General features: G+C 67.2%; 18 protein-coding genes. 12 read left to right on the top strand and 6 right to left on the bottom strand.

The window, feature by feature from the left end:
* Nucleotides 1-113 precede the first annotated feature (113 nt).
* On the top strand, nt 114-548 hold the full coding sequence (locus FRZ61_RS00490) for a DUF3597 domain-containing protein (protein ID WP_151114445.1): 435 nt from the start codon (nt 114-116) through the stop codon (nt 546-548).
* 284 nt (nt 549-832) lie between these two features.
* Nucleotides 833-1648, top strand: coding sequence for a CmcJ/NvfI family oxidoreductase (locus FRZ61_RS00485; protein ID WP_151114444.1), 816 nt, complete (start codon nt 833-835; stop codon nt 1646-1648).
* Here the strand turns inward: FRZ61_RS00485 and FRZ61_RS00480 are convergent.
* On the bottom strand, nt 1645-2223 hold the full coding sequence (locus FRZ61_RS00480; RefSeq protein WP_225309035.1) for a DUF4126 domain-containing protein: 579 nt from the start codon (nt 2221-2223) through the stop codon (nt 1645-1647). The genes FRZ61_RS00485 and FRZ61_RS00480 overlap by 4 nt on opposite strands.
* A gap of 86 nt (nt 2224-2309) precedes the next feature.
* On the opposite strand from FRZ61_RS00480, the gene FRZ61_RS00475 reads away from it, so the two are divergent.
* Entirely contained in the window at nt 2310-2726 is a 417-nt protein-coding gene (locus FRZ61_RS00475) for a hypothetical protein (protein WP_151114443.1), read from the top strand.
* Here FRZ61_RS00475 and FRZ61_RS00470 read toward each other — a convergent pair.
* On the bottom strand, nt 2723-3160 hold the full coding sequence (locus tag FRZ61_RS00470; RefSeq protein ID WP_151114442.1) for a winged helix-turn-helix transcriptional regulator: 438 nt from the start codon (nt 3158-3160) through the stop codon (nt 2723-2725). The genes FRZ61_RS00475 and FRZ61_RS00470 overlap by 4 nt on opposite strands.
* Nucleotides 3161-3238: 78 nt before the next feature.
* Between FRZ61_RS00470 and FRZ61_RS00465 the strand changes: the two genes are divergently transcribed.
* Nucleotides 3239-4108, top strand: coding sequence for an SDR family oxidoreductase (locus tag FRZ61_RS00465; RefSeq protein WP_151114441.1), 870 nt, complete (start codon nt 3239-3241; stop codon nt 4106-4108).
* Here the strand turns inward: FRZ61_RS00465 and FRZ61_RS00460 are convergent.
* Nucleotides 4105-4485 carry a winged helix-turn-helix transcriptional regulator gene (locus tag FRZ61_RS00460; protein ID WP_151114440.1) on the bottom strand — a complete coding sequence of 127 codons (381 nt, stop codon included), beginning with the start codon at nt 4483-4485 and terminating at the stop codon, nt 4105-4107. The two genes, FRZ61_RS00465 and FRZ61_RS00460, sit on opposite strands and share 4 nt — an antisense overlap.
* A gap of 87 nt (nt 4486-4572) precedes the next feature.
* Here FRZ61_RS00460 and FRZ61_RS00455 point away from each other — a divergent pair, with 87 nt between their 5' ends.
* Both FRZ61_RS00455 and FRZ61_RS00450 read left to right on the top strand, forming a co-directional pair.
* The gene (locus tag FRZ61_RS00455) at nt 4573-4905 is read left to right on the top strand and encodes a nuclear transport factor 2 family protein (RefSeq protein ID WP_191909226.1); all 333 of its coding nucleotides are present in this window, start codon (nt 4573-4575) and stop codon (nt 4903-4905) included.
* Nucleotides 4902-5705, top strand: coding sequence for an SDR family oxidoreductase (locus FRZ61_RS00450; RefSeq protein WP_151114438.1), 804 nt, complete (start codon nt 4902-4904; stop codon nt 5703-5705). Before FRZ61_RS00455 ends, FRZ61_RS00450 begins: the two co-directional genes overlap by 4 nt.
* A 19-nt stretch (nt 5706-5724) precedes the next feature.
* Here FRZ61_RS00450 and FRZ61_RS00445 read toward each other — a convergent pair whose 3' ends face one another.
* Nucleotides 5725-6171, bottom strand: coding sequence for a PaaI family thioesterase (locus FRZ61_RS00445; RefSeq protein WP_151114437.1), 447 nt, complete (start codon nt 6169-6171; stop codon nt 5725-5727).
* A gap of 144 nt (nt 6172-6315) precedes the next feature.
* Nucleotides 6316-7308 (bottom strand): oxidoreductase, encoded by a 993-nt coding sequence (locus FRZ61_RS00440; protein ID WP_151114436.1) that lies wholly within the window; start codon nt 7306-7308, stop codon nt 6316-6318.
* Nucleotides 7309-7451: 143 nt separating this feature from the next.
* Between FRZ61_RS00440 and FRZ61_RS00435 the strand changes: the two genes are divergently transcribed.
* Nucleotides 7452-8414, top strand: a complete 963-nt coding sequence (locus FRZ61_RS00435; RefSeq protein ID WP_407657902.1) for an AraC family transcriptional regulator — start codon at nt 7452-7454, stop codon at nt 8412-8414.
* A 43-nt stretch (nt 8415-8457) separates the two neighbouring features.
* Here FRZ61_RS00435 and FRZ61_RS00430 read toward each other — a convergent pair whose 3' ends face one another.
* A complete protein-coding gene (locus FRZ61_RS00430) occupies nt 8458-9633 on the bottom strand; it encodes an MFS transporter (RefSeq protein ID WP_151114434.1) in 1176 nt (391 codons plus the stop codon).
* 285 nt (nt 9634-9918) lie between these two features.
* On the opposite strand from FRZ61_RS00430, the gene FRZ61_RS00425 reads away from it, so the two are divergent.
* The 5 genes from FRZ61_RS00425 (at nt 9919) to urtD (ending at nt 15627) form a co-directional block, all read left to right on the top strand.
* Nucleotides 9919-10494 (top strand): flavin reductase family protein, encoded by a 576-nt coding sequence (locus FRZ61_RS00425; RefSeq protein ID WP_151114433.1) that lies wholly within the window; start codon nt 9919-9921, stop codon nt 10492-10494.
* A gap of 248 nt (nt 10495-10742) precedes the next feature.
* Nucleotides 10743-12038, top strand: a complete 1296-nt coding sequence (gene urtA, locus FRZ61_RS00420) for an urea ABC transporter substrate-binding protein (protein ID WP_191909225.1) — start codon at nt 10743-10745, stop codon at nt 12036-12038.
* Nucleotides 12039-12110: 72 nt separating this feature from the next.
* Nucleotides 12111-13733: an urea ABC transporter permease subunit UrtB gene (gene urtB / locus FRZ61_RS26530; protein ID WP_225309034.1), complete on the top strand. Its 1623-nt coding sequence runs from the start codon at nt 12111-12113 to the stop codon at nt 13731-13733.
* On the top strand, nt 13730-14869 hold the full coding sequence (gene urtC, locus FRZ61_RS00415) for an urea ABC transporter permease subunit UrtC (RefSeq protein WP_225309033.1): 1140 nt from the start codon (nt 13730-13732) through the stop codon (nt 14867-14869). Before urtB ends, urtC begins: the two co-directional genes overlap by 4 nt.
* Nucleotides 14866-15627, top strand: coding sequence for an urea ABC transporter ATP-binding protein UrtD (urtD, locus tag FRZ61_RS00410; RefSeq protein WP_151114431.1), 762 nt, complete (start codon nt 14866-14868; stop codon nt 15625-15627). The genes urtC and urtD overlap by 4 nt, the downstream gene beginning before the upstream one ends.
* Nucleotides 15628-15631: the final 4 nt, after the last annotated feature.

The raw sequence follows: 15631 nt of genomic DNA, 5'->3' as shown, positions 1-15631 counted from the left end.
CGCGCGCGCCCTCTTTCGTCCTCTCCACCTGTGATCTGACGGAGGCCCGCTTGTTACGGCGCCAGCGGGGACCATAGTCAGTGGGGTGTCACCATCTGCCAGGAGGACCGATCATGGGCTGGTTCGACACCATCAAGAACGCGATCTTCGGCGCGGCCGCAAAAGCCGAGGAAGCGATCGTCAAGGCGGCACCACCCCCGGGCGCGGCGCCGTCGGCCTTCCCCTCGGCGGCGACGGCTTCCGCCGCAGCCCCGTCCGTCGCAACCCCGACCGCGGCCGCTCCCGCGGCGACCGTCGATGTCACGGCCATCCTCGACAAGGCCGTCGCCGCCAAGGGGCAGAAGCTCGATTGGCGCAAGTCGATCGTGGACCTGCTCAAGGCCATCGATGTCGACAGCTCGCTCTCCGCCCGCAAGGAGCTGGCGGCCGAGCTCGGCTACAAGGGCTCGACCGAGGATTCCGCCGCGATGAACATCTGGCTGCACAAGCAGGTGATCCAGAAGCTGGCGGCAAATGGCGGGAAAGTACCGCCGGAACTCCTGCACTGAGGCGCTCCCGCACCGGGAGACCGGCCGGCAGCGGAAAAACCTTGCGCGGATAGTGCGGTTTTCCGCTTCGCCTTCTTCGGCACGGGCGTCGGCCTGCCGAAGGAGGATCTGCTTATGTACCCGTTAAGTAAATCTGCCCGCGCTCTCTATTGAACGCGGCGGCGATCTCGACAATCTGGATACAACCGAAGCCGGTTTATGGCGCGCCCTTCCCCGATCCCCGATCGGACGAAGCGGAAAGCCGGCGCCGCCGGCCCTGTATCCAACCGGGAGAAGCAGCCGTCATGCCCCTCGATGCCATCGCCCCGCAGCATCTCACCGCGACGCTTCACTACACCAAGCGCGGGCCGGAAAAGCCCGTCTACTACAACGTCGATCCGCCGGCCGGTGTGCCGCGCTGGAACGGCATCGACGATCCGCAGGAAGTGCGGATCGAGGATGCGCGCGGCCGCGAGTCCGAGTTCACGCTCGACCGCAACGGCTTCGCCCTCATCAAGGCGCCGACGGCGGTCGCCGATTTCTACGATCCCGACGAGGTCAGCCGCGTCTATTACCCGGAGGTCGAGCGGCTGCTGCGCGAGAAGCTCGGCGCCAGCCGCGTCTTCGTCTTCGACCACAATGTCCGCAACGCCACGCGGCCGGGCCTGGCCCCGCCCTCGCGGCAGGTGCATAACGATCACACGGTGAACTCGGCGCCGCGCCGGGTGCGGGACCATCTCGGCGCCGACGCGGAAGAGCTGCTGAAGCACCGGTTCGGCATCGTCAATCTGTGGCGGCCGGTGCGCGGTCCCGTGCTGGATTCGCCGCTGGCGCTGTGCGATGCGCGGAGCTTCACGGACAGCGAGCTGATCGCCAGCGACCTCGTCTATGCCCATGTCCGCGGCGAGACCTCGCGCGTGGAATACAGCCCGGCGCACCGCTGGTACTATTTCTCCGGGATGCAGACCGACGAGGCGCTGCTGATCCGGATTCACGACAGCGCCCGGGACGGCCGCGCCCGGCTGTCCTTCCATACCTCCTTCGACAATCCGCTCGCGGCGGGAGCACCGCCGCGGGAAAGCATCGAGGTGCGCTCGCTGGTGTTCTTCCCGCCCGCCTAGCCTGTCTCGCGCCGGCGCCGGCCGCGCAACAGACGGAACGCCGCCCATAGCAGCAGGATCAGCAGGACCAGAGCCGCGAAGGGCAGCGCGATCGCCAGCAGCGGCACCAGGATGGCGCCGCCGAGCTCGGCGGTGGCAAGGACATGATTGCCGACGCCGCCGGTGAAGAGCGTCGACTTCGCCCGGACCATCGCCGTGACGCCCTTGGTGAGGCCGGCGGCACCGCCGCCCGCGACGACGGCCGCCGTCCATTTCACCACCGGCGGCAGGTCGGTGATGACCGCTGCCGACAGCACCGTTCCCGCGATGAAAGCGGCCGGCACCGACAGGGTATCGAGCAGGTTGTCGATGCCCGGCACGTAATAGGCCACGATCTCGATCAGCGCCGCCACGGCGAGCGTGGTGAGCGCCGGCGGCGTCCCCAGCCAGGCGAAGTTCTCGTCCAGCGGCAGATGCCCGGTATAAGCTGCCACGCTCGCGATCAGCAGCGGCAGGAACAGCCGGAAGCCCGTGGTCGCCGCGAGCGCGATACCCAGCGCCACGGACAAGGCGAGATCGAGATGCGGGATCGGCATGGTTCGGCTCGGTGCCTCACCGGGCGGGCTTGACGAAGGCGGCGGCCGGGACGGCCGTGCCATTCAAGGGAAAAAGGAAAGGACAGATGCCGTTCGCGATCAAGGCCGAGATTCGCGATCCCAAGGCGAAGCGCTTCGCCTTCACGGCGCAGAAGACCATGTATGGCGGCAGGCATATCGCCGAAGGCGACACGGTGTTCCTGTTCGCGAGCGAGAACGAGGGCGGGCAAGGCCTGGTCGCGCGCGGCACCGTCACCGCCGTCGAAGCGGTCGCGAAGAAACGAGGCATCGCCCGGCAGACGCCGCGCGTGAGCCTCTCGATCGAGCGCACCGCGCTCGCGATACGGCCGCTGGGCCGCAAGGAGCTCAAGTCCCTCGCCGACTGGAAAGACGGAAAGCCGGGGACCGAGCTCAATTTCAAGTTCTACCGCCAGGCCACCGACAAGATCGTCGGCATCTCGGACGAAGCGGCGGCGTTCCTCGACGGATTCTTCCGGCGCTAGCCCGGCGACAGCTCGGCCGCATCGAACGCGGCCCGGGCCTTGGCAATCCGGGACTGGTTCTCCTCGGCCCAGACGACCAACGTCGCCAGCGGTTCCAGCAGCGATTCCCCGAACGCCGTCAGCCGGTATTCCACGCTGGGCGGCTTGGTCGGGAACACGCGGCGCGCGATCAGCCCGTCGCGCTCGAGATCGCGCAGCGTCTGGGTCAGCATGCGCTTGGAGATGTCGGGAATGGCCCGCCGGATCTCGCTGAACCGGTGGGGCCGCAGCGCCAGGACGATCACGATGAGCGTCGTCCATTTGTCGCCGAGGCGATCGAGAATATGCCGCACCGGGCAATGGGCGAGGTCGAACTCGGCGCTGGTCCAGAGCTGGAAGCGCTGGGCCAGGCTTTCCTGGGCCGAAGGGAGGTTATCGGCGCGTAACCCTGTCACGAAAAACTGCCTCCTTCCGCAGGCCCTAAAGGTCTCCTATTTAGACCAGGACTAAATTCTAGACCAGGAGACAGGGAAATGGCTACTGCAGAGAAAATTGCCGTTACCGGTGCCACCGGACAGCTGGGGCGCCTGGTGATCGCCGCGCTTTTGCGGGTCGCGCCGACGGCGCATCTGATCGGGATCGTCCGCAACCCGGCCGCCGCGAAGGATCTGGCGGCCCGCGGGGTCGAGCTCCGCGCGGGCGATTACGAGGACCCCGCCGCCCTCAAGGCCGCACTGGCCGGCGTCGACAAGCTGCTGCTCATCTCCTCGAGCGCGGTCGGGCAGCGCGCGCGGCAGCATCGCAACGTCATCGAGGCGGCGAAGGCGGCGGGCGTGAAGCTCCTCGCCTATACGAGCATCCTCCATGCCGACAGCAGCCCGCTGGGGCTGGCGGTGGAGCATCGCGAGACGGAAGCGCTGATCCGCGCCTCGGGCCTTCCGTTCGCGTTCCTTCGCAACGGCTGGTACACGGAGAACTACACGGGCAGCATCGCCGCCGTCCTGCAGCACGGCGCCGTGCTGGGCTCGGCCGGCACCGGGCGCATCGCCGCCGCCGCGCGCGCCGATTTCGCCGCCGCCGCCGCGGCGGTGCTCGCGAGCCGCGAGAACCAGGCCGGCAAGATCTACGAGCTCGCGGGCGACACCGGCTTCACGCTCGGCGAGTATGCCGCCGAGATCGCGAAGCAGTCCCACAAGCCGATCGTCTACAAGGATCTGCCGGAAGCCGACTACAAGGCGGTGCTGCAATCCGTCGGCCTGCCGGAAGTCTTCGCCGCACTTCTCGCGGACAGCGATGCCAAGGCGGCGAAAGGCGCGCTCTTCGACGAAAGCCGGCAGCTGAGCCGGCTCATCGGCCGCCCGACCACGACGATGGCGCAGTCGGTCGCGGCCGCTCTCGCCTAGCCGTTCGCTGCGCCCGGCCGCTCGGAAGCCCAGGTCAGCAGGGCGTCGAGCGCCGGGCAGAGCGCCTGCCCCCACTCGGTGAGGGCATATTCCACCTTCGGCGGCACCTGGTGGTGCACGATGCGCCGCACGATCCCGTCCTTCTCCATCTGGCGCAATTGCTGGATCAGCATCTTCTGGGAGATCCCGGGGATCGCGCGCTCCAGCTCGGAGAAGCGGAGGATCTTGCCGCCGAACAGGTGGAACAGGATCACCAGCTTCCAGCGGCCTTCGAGGATGCGCAGCACATTCTCGACCCCGACAGCGGCGGCGCCCGGCGTCGGATAGAGGCCCTCACTTTTTGGTGCGTATCTTACTTTTTCGTCGGTTCTTGTCATTTCCGGAGCCTACGCCCAGCTTGGTTTCCCGAGCAAGCGACCCGCCCGATGGCGAGGCCGCCCGTCCCCCGGAACCAGGAAACGACGATGACAAGCGACCCATTGCCGCCGCCGATCGCGCGTTACTTCGCCGGCAAGAACGCCGGCGATTTCGGCACCGGGCTGGCGGGCTTCTCAGAATCGGCCGTCGTGCAGGATGAAGGCCACCGCCACGAAGGTCCGGCCGCCATCCGCGCCTGGATGGAGGAGACGAGCGCCCGATACAACGACAAGGCGGAGATCAAGCGCGCCGCCAGGAACGGCGATGAGATCGAGGTCACCGCGCAGATATTGGGAACCTTTCCCGGAAGCCCGATCACGCTCCGCTTCCGCTTCACGCTCGAGGGCGATCGGATCGCGCGGCTGGAGATCGAGTCGTGACTGTCGTCCCGCGCTTCAAGACCGATCCCACCGAGTTTCTCGGCAAGCGCGTGCTGGTGACGGGCGGCACGCAGGGCGCGGGAGCGGCGATCGTGCAACGCTTCGCCGCGGCCGGCGCCAAGACGATCACCAGCGCCCGCTCGGAGCCTCGATCCGGGGCCGGAACCGATCTCTTCGTGCAGGCGGACCTCGCGACCCTCGACGGCGTGGAAAGGCTGGCGGCGGCCGTGGAGTCGACGTTCGGCGGCGTCGACATCCTGGTCCATTGCCTGGGCGGCTCAAGCACGCCCGGCGGCGGCTTCGCGGCCGCCACGGAGGAATTCTGGCAGCAGGAGCTGAACCGGAACCTGCTCGCCGCCGTGCGTCTCGACCGGCTTCTCGTGCCGGCGATGGTCCTGCAGGGCTTTGGCGTCGTCCTGCATATATCCTCGATCCAGCACCGGCTGCCGCTGCATGAATCGACCATGGCCTATGCCGCGGCCAAGGCGGCGCTCGCCAGCTACAGCAAGTCCCTGTCGAAAGAGCTGGGCCCGAAAGGCGTTCGCGTGAACACCGTCTCGCCGGGCTGGATCATGACGAGCGCTGCCGATCGCATGGTGAAGCGCCTCGCGCAAAGCGGCGGCACGGACGAGGAGACCGCCCGGCAGGGCATCATGGAGGCGCTGGGCGGCATCCCCATCGGCCGGCCCGCCTGGCCGGAGGAGATCGCGGAGCTGGTGGCTTTCCTGGCTTCGGATCGCGCGGCCTCGATCCATGGTGCGGACTACGTCATCGACGGCGGCACGATCCCTACCGTGTGACCGCAACGCGTCCCGCTTCTCAGGGTAGCGCGTAGCCCACCGTCGCCACCGCCACCAGGCGATCCTCGCGGCCCTGCCACAGCCGCACCTCGACCGTGGCGAGACGACGGCCGAGCCGCAGCAGCCGCGCATCCGCCATGATGGTTTCGAGCTGGCAGGGGCGCAGGAAATTGATGGTGAGGCTGTTGGTCACCGCCATTGCGACCGGGCCCAGATGCGCCAGCACGACCGCGTAAGCCGCGACATCGGCGAGCCCCATGAGAGCGGGGCCGGCGACGATGTCGCCCGGTCGGATCATCTCCGGCCGCGGCTCGAGCGTCATGCGCACATGATCGAGTGCTACGGATTCGATCTGCCCGTAGGAGGGACGCGCGGCGGGCGGGAAGGCCTTGTCGAGGAAGGCCGCGAGCGCCTCCTTGTCGAGGCTCAGCTTCTTTTCGAAGGCCGGAGGGCGGGGTGGCGTCATGGGATATCGATCAACGCTAAGGTTTGGCCGGACAGGGCGCCCATTCTTTGAAGAGTCCCATGATACTTCAAGAAAAAGTCACGGCCCGGCACCGGCGGCGCACGCTGCCGCCGGTGCCGGGCCGGATCAAGCCGGCGCCGCGTCCTATGCCCGGCCCAGCAGTGTTTCGCTCAAGCTCCAGAGCCGCTCGGCCCCGGCCGGATCGACAGCGTAAGGCATCACGCCGGGGACACGCATCGAATCGCCGACCTTCCAGCCGCCGGGCTTCTCCGCGCCCAGGGGCGCGACATCGTTGTTCTCGCAATAGACTCCGCCCCGCCCCTCGAGCCGCGGGCTGGTCGCGCACCAGACAATGGTGGAGGCACCCTGCTCGACCGTCTTCAGATTCATCGATGGGTTGACGATCGGATTCCCCTGCTCGTCGATCACGCCGATCGCGCGAAGCATCTCCGGCGTCAGATACTTGCCGAGACCCGTGCCGACGATCCCGCCCGGATGAAGCGAGAAGGCGCGCACGCCCTCGTCCTTGCCACGCGCATCCAGGGCCACGGCAAACAGAATGTTCGCCGTCTTCGACTGGCCATAGGCCAGCCAGGGGTCGTAGTCGCGCCGTTCGAAATTGGGGTCCTCGAACACGACCGGCGAGAAATGATGGCCCCAGGAGGAGACCGACACCACGCGCGCGCCCTTCGCCTGCCGCAAGGCGGGCCACAGCTGCCGGGTCAATTGGAAATGGCCCAGATGATTGGTCGCGAACTGTGCCTCGTAGCCCCGCGCATCGCGTGTCAGCGGGCAGGCCATGATACCGGCGCTATTGATCAGGAGATGCAGCGACTGGCCGGCAGCCAGAAACCGGACGGCAAATGCGTCGATCGAAGCCGGATCAAGCAGATCCATCGTCTCGATCTCGACGCCGGGGATATCGGCGAGCGCGGCCGAGGCCCGGCGGCGATCGCGCGTCGGGACGATGACCCTGGCGCCCGCGGACCGCAGCACGCGCACGGCTTCCAGGCCCAGGCCCGAATAGCCGCCGGTGACGATGGCTGTCTTGCCGCGCAGATCCTGGCCGCGGATGACCTCGGCGGCGGTCGAGGCGGCGCTAAAACCGGAGCCGATCGGTGCTTGAGAGGTGGGCATGGCGGAATCTCCTGAGGTTAGCTCGTTCGCTCGAGCCCCTCATCTATGGGCCTCGCCCAGGACTTTGAATGCTTGGAAGTCCGAATTTCTTGCGCCATATTGCAAGAATGACGGGTGATCCCTTCTCGGATGTCATCAGGCTCGTGAAGGCCCAATCCGTGATGGCAGGCGGCCTCACGGCGGGCGGGACCTGGGCGATCCGATTTCCCGCCCCCGACGAAATCAAGCTGTTCGCCTTGGTGAAGGGTCGATGCTGGCTGCATATCGACGGCGAGGATCCCTTTCGCCTCGAAACGGGGGATATCGTCCTCCTCGCCTTCAAACGCGGCTTCATCCTCGCCAGCGATCTGACGGCGATGCCCATCGACGCCTGGACGCTCTTCGCCGGCGGCACCGTCAGGACCGCCAAGCTGGGCGACAGCGAGGACTGCATCCAGATCGGCGGCCATGTCCGGCTCGATCCTGTCAATGGCGGGCTTCTGGCGGATCTCCTGCCACCCTTGATCCATATCCGTGCCGGTGCCCCCGGGGCCGCTTCGCTGCAATGGCTGCTCGCGGCACTCGTTCGCGAGCAGGCCGAGGAGCTGCCGGGCGCCAGCCTGGCCTCGACGCAGCTCGCCCAGCTCATGTTCCTGCAGATTCTGCGCGTCTATTTCCAGAAATCGGGACCTTTGCCGACGGGATGGCTCCGGGCCGTCACCGATCGCCGGCTCTCCGCCGCCATCCGCCTGATGCATGGCGAGCCGGGCCGGCCATGGCGGCTCGACGAGCTGGCGAGGGCGGCGGCCATGTCGAGATCCGCCTTCGCCCACTATTTCAAGACGGTCGCTGGCCTGGCCCCGCTGGAATATCTGACGAACTGGCGGATGCGGCTGGCGGAACGCGAGTTGCGCGAGGGCAGCATGCCGGTTGCGAACCTCGCCCGGTCGCTCGGCTACGGCTCCGAGAGCGCCTTCAGCAACGCCTTCAAGCGCGCGATGGGCCAGGCGCCCAAGCGCTATCGCAGCGCGGCGCGAACCGATGCCGTGAGGCGCTTCGACGGCGATCCATCGGGATCAGCCGCAGGCGAGAGCGACGCGGGTCGCTTGACGCTGGGCGCACGCTAGCGCTTGCCGCCAGGGCCTCGAGGCGAGGCGGGTCGGCGGCCCCTCAGATCCAGCCGCGCAGCTCCGCGCCGAACAGCAGCAGCATGAGCAGCCCCATGACCCCGCCGGCGGCGGCGGTCGCCGTCCATCCGCCGCCGTCATAGGTGATGGTGCCCAGCACCGAACCGATGGCGCCGCCGGCGAAGAGCAGCGTCATATAGAGGGCGTTCATCCGCCCGCGCGTCTCGACCGGCACCGCATAGATGATGCGCTGGCCGGTGATCTGGTTGGTCTGGACCGCGGCGTCGAGCAGCACGGTCAGGATCACGAGCGCCGCCATCGAGGAGGCGGCGACCGCCCAGTCCGTCGCATAGAAGGTGACGCCCAGCGTGATCATGGCACCCGCGGTCAGCAGCCGCGTGAGGCCGCGATCGGCGAGGCGCCCCACGAAAGGTGCCGCGAGCGCGCCGCCGGCCGCGGCCAGCGCGAAGATCGCGATGCTGTAGCGGGAGAGGCCGAAATGGTCCGCGAGCATCAGCGGCGCTGCCGTCCAGAACATGCTGAAGGCGGCGAACATCAGCGCCTGGTAGGCGGCACGGCGGCGCAGAGCCGGCGCGCTCAGGAACAGCGCGAGCATCGAGGCCAGGATCTGGCCGTAATGCATGCCGCCGCGTGGCTTGTCGCGGGGCATCACGCGCGCCAGCATCACGCCGATCGCCAGCATGAGTCCGGCCGAGGCCCAGAACACGGCACGCCAGCCGAAGGCCGCCGCGATGAAGAGCGAGGCGCGCCGCGCCAGCATGATGCCGGTCAGCACCCCGGCCATGACGCTACCGACGACGCGCCCGCGCCGCGCCTCGGGCGCCAGATGGGCGATGAAGGGCAGCAGGACCTGGGCGCCGGTGGAGCAGAGGCCCGTCAGCAGAGAGGCGGCGAAGAAGACGGGCGCGCTGGTGGCGGTCGCGGCCGCGACCGATCCGACGATGGTGAGCGTCAAGGTCCCCAGCACCAGCCGGCGGTTCTCCACCAGGTCGGCGAGCGAGACCAGGAAGAACAGGCCGATGCCATAGCCGATCTGGCTGATGCTCACGACCGAGCCCGCCAGGTCGGCGCTGATATGGAGCTCGGGGCCGATGGACGCGATCAGGGGCTGCGCATAGTAGAGATTGGCGACCAGGGCGCCGGTCGCGATCGCGAACAGGATGATGAGCGCGGTGGAGGGACCTTGCTCGGTTTTCATGGTTCCGTCGGTCAACGCTTCGACGCGTCGCGTTCCGCAATCGGGCATGGTCGCACTCGGGTCATGGCATGCAGGCCGGTCTCCTTATCACAGGAGAAGCGCCGTCTCGAAGATAGAAGAAGCCGGCTGCGGCAATCCCGCGGACCGGTCCGCGTGCAAAAATGCCGATTCCATCGATACCAATCGAGAATCGTCATGGCCGCCATGCGCGAGCGTCCGCTGTCATTTCTGCGTCATGGCGATGAGTGCTGGCATCCGATGCCGTTTGGCAGGACAGTGCGTCACATGAAGACCTCGACACGAAAGCGCCCTGACAAGCGCGATTTCCCCGTCTCGGACGTGCGCCGTTTCCTCGAGCCCGGGTCGATCGTGCTGGTGAGCTCGGCCTGGAAGGGCCGCACCAACATCATGACCATGGGCTGGCACATGATCATGGAGTTCGAGCCCTCGCTGGTCGGCTGCTATATCTGGACCGAGAACCACAGCTTCGAGATGATCCGTCGGTCCCGCGAATGCGTGATCAACGTCCCGACCGTCGATCTGGCGCCCAAGGTCGTCGGCATCGGCAACAGCAGCGGCCGCGAGATCGACAAGTTCGCCCATTTCGGCCTGACCGCGGCCCCGGCCCAGGCGGTCAAGGCGCCGCTCATCGCCGAGTGCCATGCCAGTTTCGAGTGCAAGCTCGTGGATGCGAGCCTGATCCGGAAATACTCGCTCTTCGTCTGGGAGGTGGTGAAGGCGCATGTGGCGCGGTCGCCGGAATTCCCGCGCACGATCCATTATCGCGGCGACGGCATCTTCATGATCGCCGGCGAGAACACGCGGCGCTACCGCAAGCATTTCAAGCCCCAGAATCTTTGAGCGGGCGATCTTTGAACGGACGATCTTTGAACAGGCATCCGTGACCGCCCGCCCGCCTGACTATTTTCGAAGCAGCCGGAACCGTCACCGCAAGATTCTTGAGCAGGGCACCGCTCCAATGGACCGGTGCTGCTGAGACCTCATTCCTGATTCCATGACCTTACGCCGCCTCCGCGGGACTGGCATGACGATTGCAGTGCCGGTGGGTTGTGCAATGAGCACAACTAAGAAAAGCAGGGGGATGGCGCATGTTGAACAGACGAGGGTTGCTGAAGGCGGGCGTGGGGCTGGGCGCGATGGCGGGGCTGAGCATGCTGCCCAAGCCGGTCTTCGCCGCCGGCGAGACGATCAAGGTCGGGATCCTTCACTCTCTCTCCGGCACGATGGCGATCAGCGAGACGACGCTCAAAGACGTCATGCTCATGCTGATCGAGCAGCAGAACGCCAAGGGCGGCGTCCTCGGCAAGAAGCTCGAGGCGGTGGTGGTCGACCCGGCCTCCAACTGGCCGCTCTTCGCCGAGAAGGCGCGCCAGCTGATCTCGGCCGACAAGTGCGCGGCGGTCTTCGGTTGCTGGACCTCGGTCTCGCGCAAGTCCGTCCTGCCGGTGTTCGAGGAGCTGAACGGGCTCCTGTTCTATCCCGTGCAGTACGAGGGCGAGGAAAGCTCGAAGAACGTGATCTATACGGGCGCCGCCCCCAACCAGCAGGCCATTCCCGCGGTCGACTACCTCGCCGACAACGGCGTGGTGCGCTGGGTCCTGGCGGGCACGGACTATGTCTATCCGCGCACGACCAACAAGATCCTCGAGACCTACCTGCACGACAAGGGCGTCTCGGCCGACGACATCATGATCAACTACACGCCCTTCGGCCATTCCGACTGGCAGTCGATCGTCGCCGACATCAAGAAGTTCGGCTCGGCCGGCAAGAAAACCGCCGTGGTCTCGACCATCAACGGCGACGCCAACGTGCCCTTCTACAAGGAGCTGGCGAACCAGGGCATCAAGGCGACGGACATTCCCGTGGTCGCCTTCTCAGTCGGCGAGGAGGAGCTGGCCGGCATCGATACCGCGCCGCTGGTGGGCCATCTCGCCGCCTGGAACTACTTCATGTCGATCGACACACCCATCAATGCCGCCTTCATCAAGGACTGGCACACCTTCATCAAGAGCGACAAGCGCGTCACCAACGACCCGATGGAGGCGCATTTCATCGGCTTCAACATGTGGATCGAGGCCGTCACCAAGGCGGGAACGACCGATACCGATCCGGTGCTCGACGCCCTCATCGGCGTATCGGTGCCCAATCTTACGGGCGGCTATTCGACCTTGATGCCGAACCACCACATCACCAAGCCCGTCTTCATCGGCGAGATCCAGGCGGACGGCCAGTTCGACGTGGTCTGGCAGACGCCGGGCCTCGTCGCCGGCGACGAGTGGTCGGACTATCTGCCGGGCTCGAAGGACTTGATCTCCGATTGGCGCAAGCCGCTCTCCTGCGGGAACTTCAACGTGAAGACCGGCAAGTGCGGCGGGGCCGCCTGAGCCTGACTTCGGGGGCGGCCGGCCTCGGCCGCCCCCGTCTCGCCTTCCCGGAACATCGACCCTGAGGTTCCGATGCAACGGTTCCGGTCTCTCCTCGCGCTGCTCTGCCTTCTCTGCGCCGGCCTGAGCCTGCTTGCGCCCAATGCCCGGGCGCAGGACATGAACGCGCTGGTCGATGCCCTGGCGCCGGGCAGCTTCAAGGACCGGGAAGCCGCCGTGACGGCGCTCGCCGCCACCGGCGACCCGGCCGTGGTGCCCGTGCTCGAGGCGCTCGCCAACGGCGATCTCTATGCGCGCAAATCCGACCAGAAGGTCTTCATCGCCAAGCCCTCCGGCACGGTGATGGCCTTGACCCTGCCTTTGACGGGCGAAAGCGCCGGCGAGGCGCAGAAGGCCGAGCTCGAGAAGGTCAAGGTCAACAACGCGCTGCGCAGCGCCATCACCAATGTGCTGAGCGGGCTCACGCTCTTCAGCCCCGCCCCGGAAGTCCGCCGGCAGGCCGCCCTGGAGGTGCTCAAATCCGGCGATCCGGCATCACTGCCCGGCCTCGAGAGGGCGATGGCGAAGGAGCCCGATCCGGCCATCGCCGCCATCATGAAGGACGCCGTCGCGGCCGCCACGCTGCGCAGCGACCGGCCCGAGGCCGACAAGATCGCCGCCATCGAGACGCTCTCCGCGCGCGCCGACCAGAACACGGCCGCCCTCCTCTCCGCCTTCGCGGCGAGCGCCACGGGCACGCCGCAGGAGGCGGCCCTGGCCGCGGCCGCGGAGATCGAGCGCGCCCTGCGCTTCTGGGACGTGATCCAGAACGTCTGGTACGGCATCTCGCTGGGCTCGGTCCTGCTGCTCGCCGCCATCGGCCTTGCCATCACCTTCGGCGTGATGGGCGTCATCAACATGGCGCATGGCGAGATGGTCATGCTCGGCGCCTACACGACCTATGTCGTGCAGGACCTGTTCCGTGCCTATGCGCCCGACGCCTTCGGGCTTTCGCTGGCCGTGGCGCTGCCCGCGGCCTTTCTCGTCGCCGGCGGGGTCGGCATCCTGATCGAGCGCAGCGTCATCCGCTTCCTCTATGGCCGGCCGCTCGAGACCCTGCTCGCGACCTGGGGCGTCTCGCTGATCCTGCAGCAGGCCGTGCGCACGATCTTCGGCGCCTCCAACAAGGAGGTGGGCACGCCCGAATGGATGAGCGGCTCGATCGAGCTGGTGGGCGGCCTCTCCCTCACCCTGAACCGCGCCGTCATCGTGATCTTCGCGATCTCGGTCTTCGCGCTCCTGATGCTGGCGATCCGCAAGACCCCCTTCGGGCTCTATATGCGGGCCGTGACCCAGAACCGGCCGATGGCGAATGCCATGGGCATCCGCTCGGGCTTCGTGGACGCCATGACCTTCGGGCTGGGCTCCGGCATCGCCGGGATCGCCGGCGTGGCCCTGTCGCAGATCGACAATGTCAGCCCCAATCTCGGCCAGAACTACATCATCGACAGCTTCCTGGTCGTCGTCTTCGGCGGGGCCGGCAATCTCTGGGGCACGCTCGTGGGAGCGCTGACGCTGGGCGTCGCCAACAAGTTCCTCGAGCCCTTCGCCGGCGCGGTGCTCGGCAAGATCATCATCCTGGTCGCCGTGATCCTCTTCATCCAGAAGCGGCCACGCGGGCTCTTCGCCCTCAAGGGCCGCTGGGTCGACGCATGATGGCGCCGCCGCCCCGTCCGGCGCTCGGACCCGCCGGCCTGGTCTTTCTCGCCTGCCTCGCGGCGGTCGCGATCGCGGTGCCGGCGCTCAACCTGCTGCCGGCGCCGGATTCGGCGCTGCATGTCCCCGACTATGCGCTGACGCTCGCCGGCAAGTATCTCTGCTACGGCCTGCTGGCGCTCTCGGTCGACCTGGTCTGGGGCTATTGCGGCATCCTCAGCCTCGGCCATGGCGCCTTCTTCGCGCTCGGCGGCTATGCCATGGGCATGCATCTGATGCGCCAGATCGGCGCGCGGGGCGTCTATGGCAATGCCGAGCTGCCGGATTTCATGGTCTTCCTCAACTGGAAGGCGCTGCCCTGGTACTGGCACGGCTTCGAGAGCTTCCCTTTCGCGCTCCTCATGATCCTGCTGGTGCCGGGACTCTTCGCCTTCGTCTTCGGCTGGTTCGCCTTCCGCGCGCGCGTCACCGGCGTCTATCTCTCGATCATCACCCAGGCCATGACCTTCGCGCTGCTCCTGGCCTTCTTCCGCAACGATATGGGCTTCGGCGGCAATAACGGGCTGACCGACTTCAAGGACATCCTCGGCTTCCCGGTCCAGGATCCTGGCACGCGCGCCGCGCTGTTCTTCCTGTCGGCGCTGTTCCTCGGCCTCTGCTTCGTGGCCTGCCGCCTGATCACCGCCTCCAAGCTGGGCCGCGTCGTCACCGCCATCCGCGACGGCGAATCGCGCATCCGCTTCCTGGGTTACCGGGTCGAGCAGTACAAGCTCTTCGTCTTCGCGGTCTCGGCCGTCATGGCCGGGATCGCCGGCGCGCTCTATGTGCCGCAGGTCGGGATCATCAATCCCAGCGAGTTCTCGCCCGGCAACTCGATCGAGGCCGTGATCTGGGTGGCGCTGGGCGGCCGCGGCACGCTCTGGGGCGCGGCGCTGGGTGCCATCCTCGTCAATCTCGCCAAGAGCTTCTTCACCGGCGCCATGCCCGAGGCCTGGCTGTTCGTCCTGGGCGGCCTCTTCATCCTGGTGACGCTGTTCCTGCCCAAGGGGATCGCCGGCGCCCTGACCGCGCTCGGGCTGCGCCGCCGCAAGAAGCCGGACGAGCCGGCCGAGCTCATGCCGGAGATCGCGGAATGACCGACGCGGCCTCCTACAAGGATACGGGAACGCTGCTGTTCCTGGACAACGTGACCGTGAGCTTCGACGGCTTCAAGGCGCTCAACGGCCTGAGCCTCGATGTCCAGGCCGGCGAGATGCGGGCGATCATCGGGCCCAACGGCGCCGGCAAGACCACGATGATGGATGTCATCACCGGCAAGACCCGGCCCGACAGCGGTCGCGTGACCTTCCACCTGACCGACCTGACGCGCTACGACGAGGCGGCGATCGCCACCATGGGCATCGGCCGCAAGTTCCAGAAGCCAACCGTGTTCGAGAGCCACACGGTCTGGGACAATCTCGAGCTCGCGCTCAAATCGCGGCGGGGCCCCCTGACCTCGCTCTTCTGGCGGCTCTCGGCCGCCGACCGCGACCGCATCGCCGACACGATCGCCCGCATCGGCCTCGAGGCCCATCACCGGCGCATCGCGGGTGCGCTCTCCCACGGGCAGAAGCAGTGGCTCGAGATCGGCATGCTGCTGATGCAGGAGCCCGAGCTGCTGCTGGTGGACGAGCCCGTCGCCGGCATGACCGATTCCGAGACGGAGAAGACGGCGCTGCTGCTGCGCGATATCGCCCGCTCCCATTCGGTGGTGGTGGTCGAGCATGATATGAACTTCGTCCGGTCGCTCGGCGTGCGCGTGACGGTGCTGCATGAGGGCTCGGTCCTCTCGGAGGGCAGCCTCGAGACGGTCCAGAACGATCCCCGCGTCATCGAAGTCTATCTCGGGCGGTGACCCC

This window comes from Hypericibacter adhaerens (assembly GCF_008728835.1).
Lineage (GTDB): Bacteria > Pseudomonadota > Alphaproteobacteria > Dongiales > Dongiaceae > Hypericibacter > Hypericibacter adhaerens.
This window is presented reverse-complemented; position numbering and strand designations above follow the sequence as displayed.

Bases quoted from the DNA above. Each gene is read 5' to 3' on its own strand.
- FRZ61_RS00490 (WP_151114445.1), top strand. From the start codon at position 114: ATGGGCTGGTTCGACACCATCAAGAACGCGATCTTCGGCGCGGCCGCA.
- FRZ61_RS00485 (WP_151114444.1), top strand. From the start codon at position 833: ATGCCCCTCGATGCCATCGCCCCGCAGCATCTCACCGCGACGCTTCAC.
- FRZ61_RS00480 (WP_225309035.1), bottom strand. From the start codon at position 2,223: ATGCCGATCCCGCATCTCGATCTCGCCTTGTCCGTGGCGCTGGGTATC.
- FRZ61_RS00475 (WP_151114443.1), top strand. From the start codon at position 2,310: ATGCCGTTCGCGATCAAGGCCGAGATTCGCGATCCCAAGGCGAAGCGC.
- FRZ61_RS00465 (WP_151114441.1), top strand. From the start codon at position 3,239: ATGGCTACTGCAGAGAAAATTGCCGTTACCGGTGCCACCGGACAGCTG.
- FRZ61_RS00460 (WP_151114440.1), bottom strand. From the start codon at position 4,485: ATGACAAGAACCGACGAAAAAGTAAGATACGCACCAAAAAGTGAGGGC.
- FRZ61_RS00455 (WP_191909226.1), top strand. From the start codon at position 4,573: ATGACAAGCGACCCATTGCCGCCGCCGATCGCGCGTTACTTCGCCGGC.
- FRZ61_RS00445 (WP_151114437.1), bottom strand. From the start codon at position 6,171: ATGACGCCACCCCGCCCTCCGGCCTTCGAAAAGAAGCTGAGCCTCGAC.
- FRZ61_RS00440 (WP_151114436.1), bottom strand. From the start codon at position 7,308: ATGCCCACCTCTCAAGCACCGATCGGCTCCGGTTTTAGCGCCGCCTCG.
- FRZ61_RS00430 (WP_151114434.1), bottom strand. From the start codon at position 9,633: ATGAAAACCGAGCAAGGTCCCTCCACCGCGCTCATCATCCTGTTCGCG.
- FRZ61_RS00425 (WP_151114433.1), top strand. From the start codon at position 9,919: ATGAAGACCTCGACACGAAAGCGCCCTGACAAGCGCGATTTCCCCGTC.
- urtA (WP_191909225.1), top strand. From the start codon at position 10,743: ATGTTGAACAGACGAGGGTTGCTGAAGGCGGGCGTGGGGCTGGGCGCG.
- urtB (WP_225309034.1), top strand. From the start codon at position 12,111: ATGCAACGGTTCCGGTCTCTCCTCGCGCTGCTCTGCCTTCTCTGCGCC.
- urtC (WP_225309033.1), top strand. From the start codon at position 13,730: ATGATGGCGCCGCCGCCCCGTCCGGCGCTCGGACCCGCCGGCCTGGTC.
- urtD (WP_151114431.1), top strand. From the start codon at position 14,866: ATGACCGACGCGGCCTCCTACAAGGATACGGGAACGCTGCTGTTCCTG.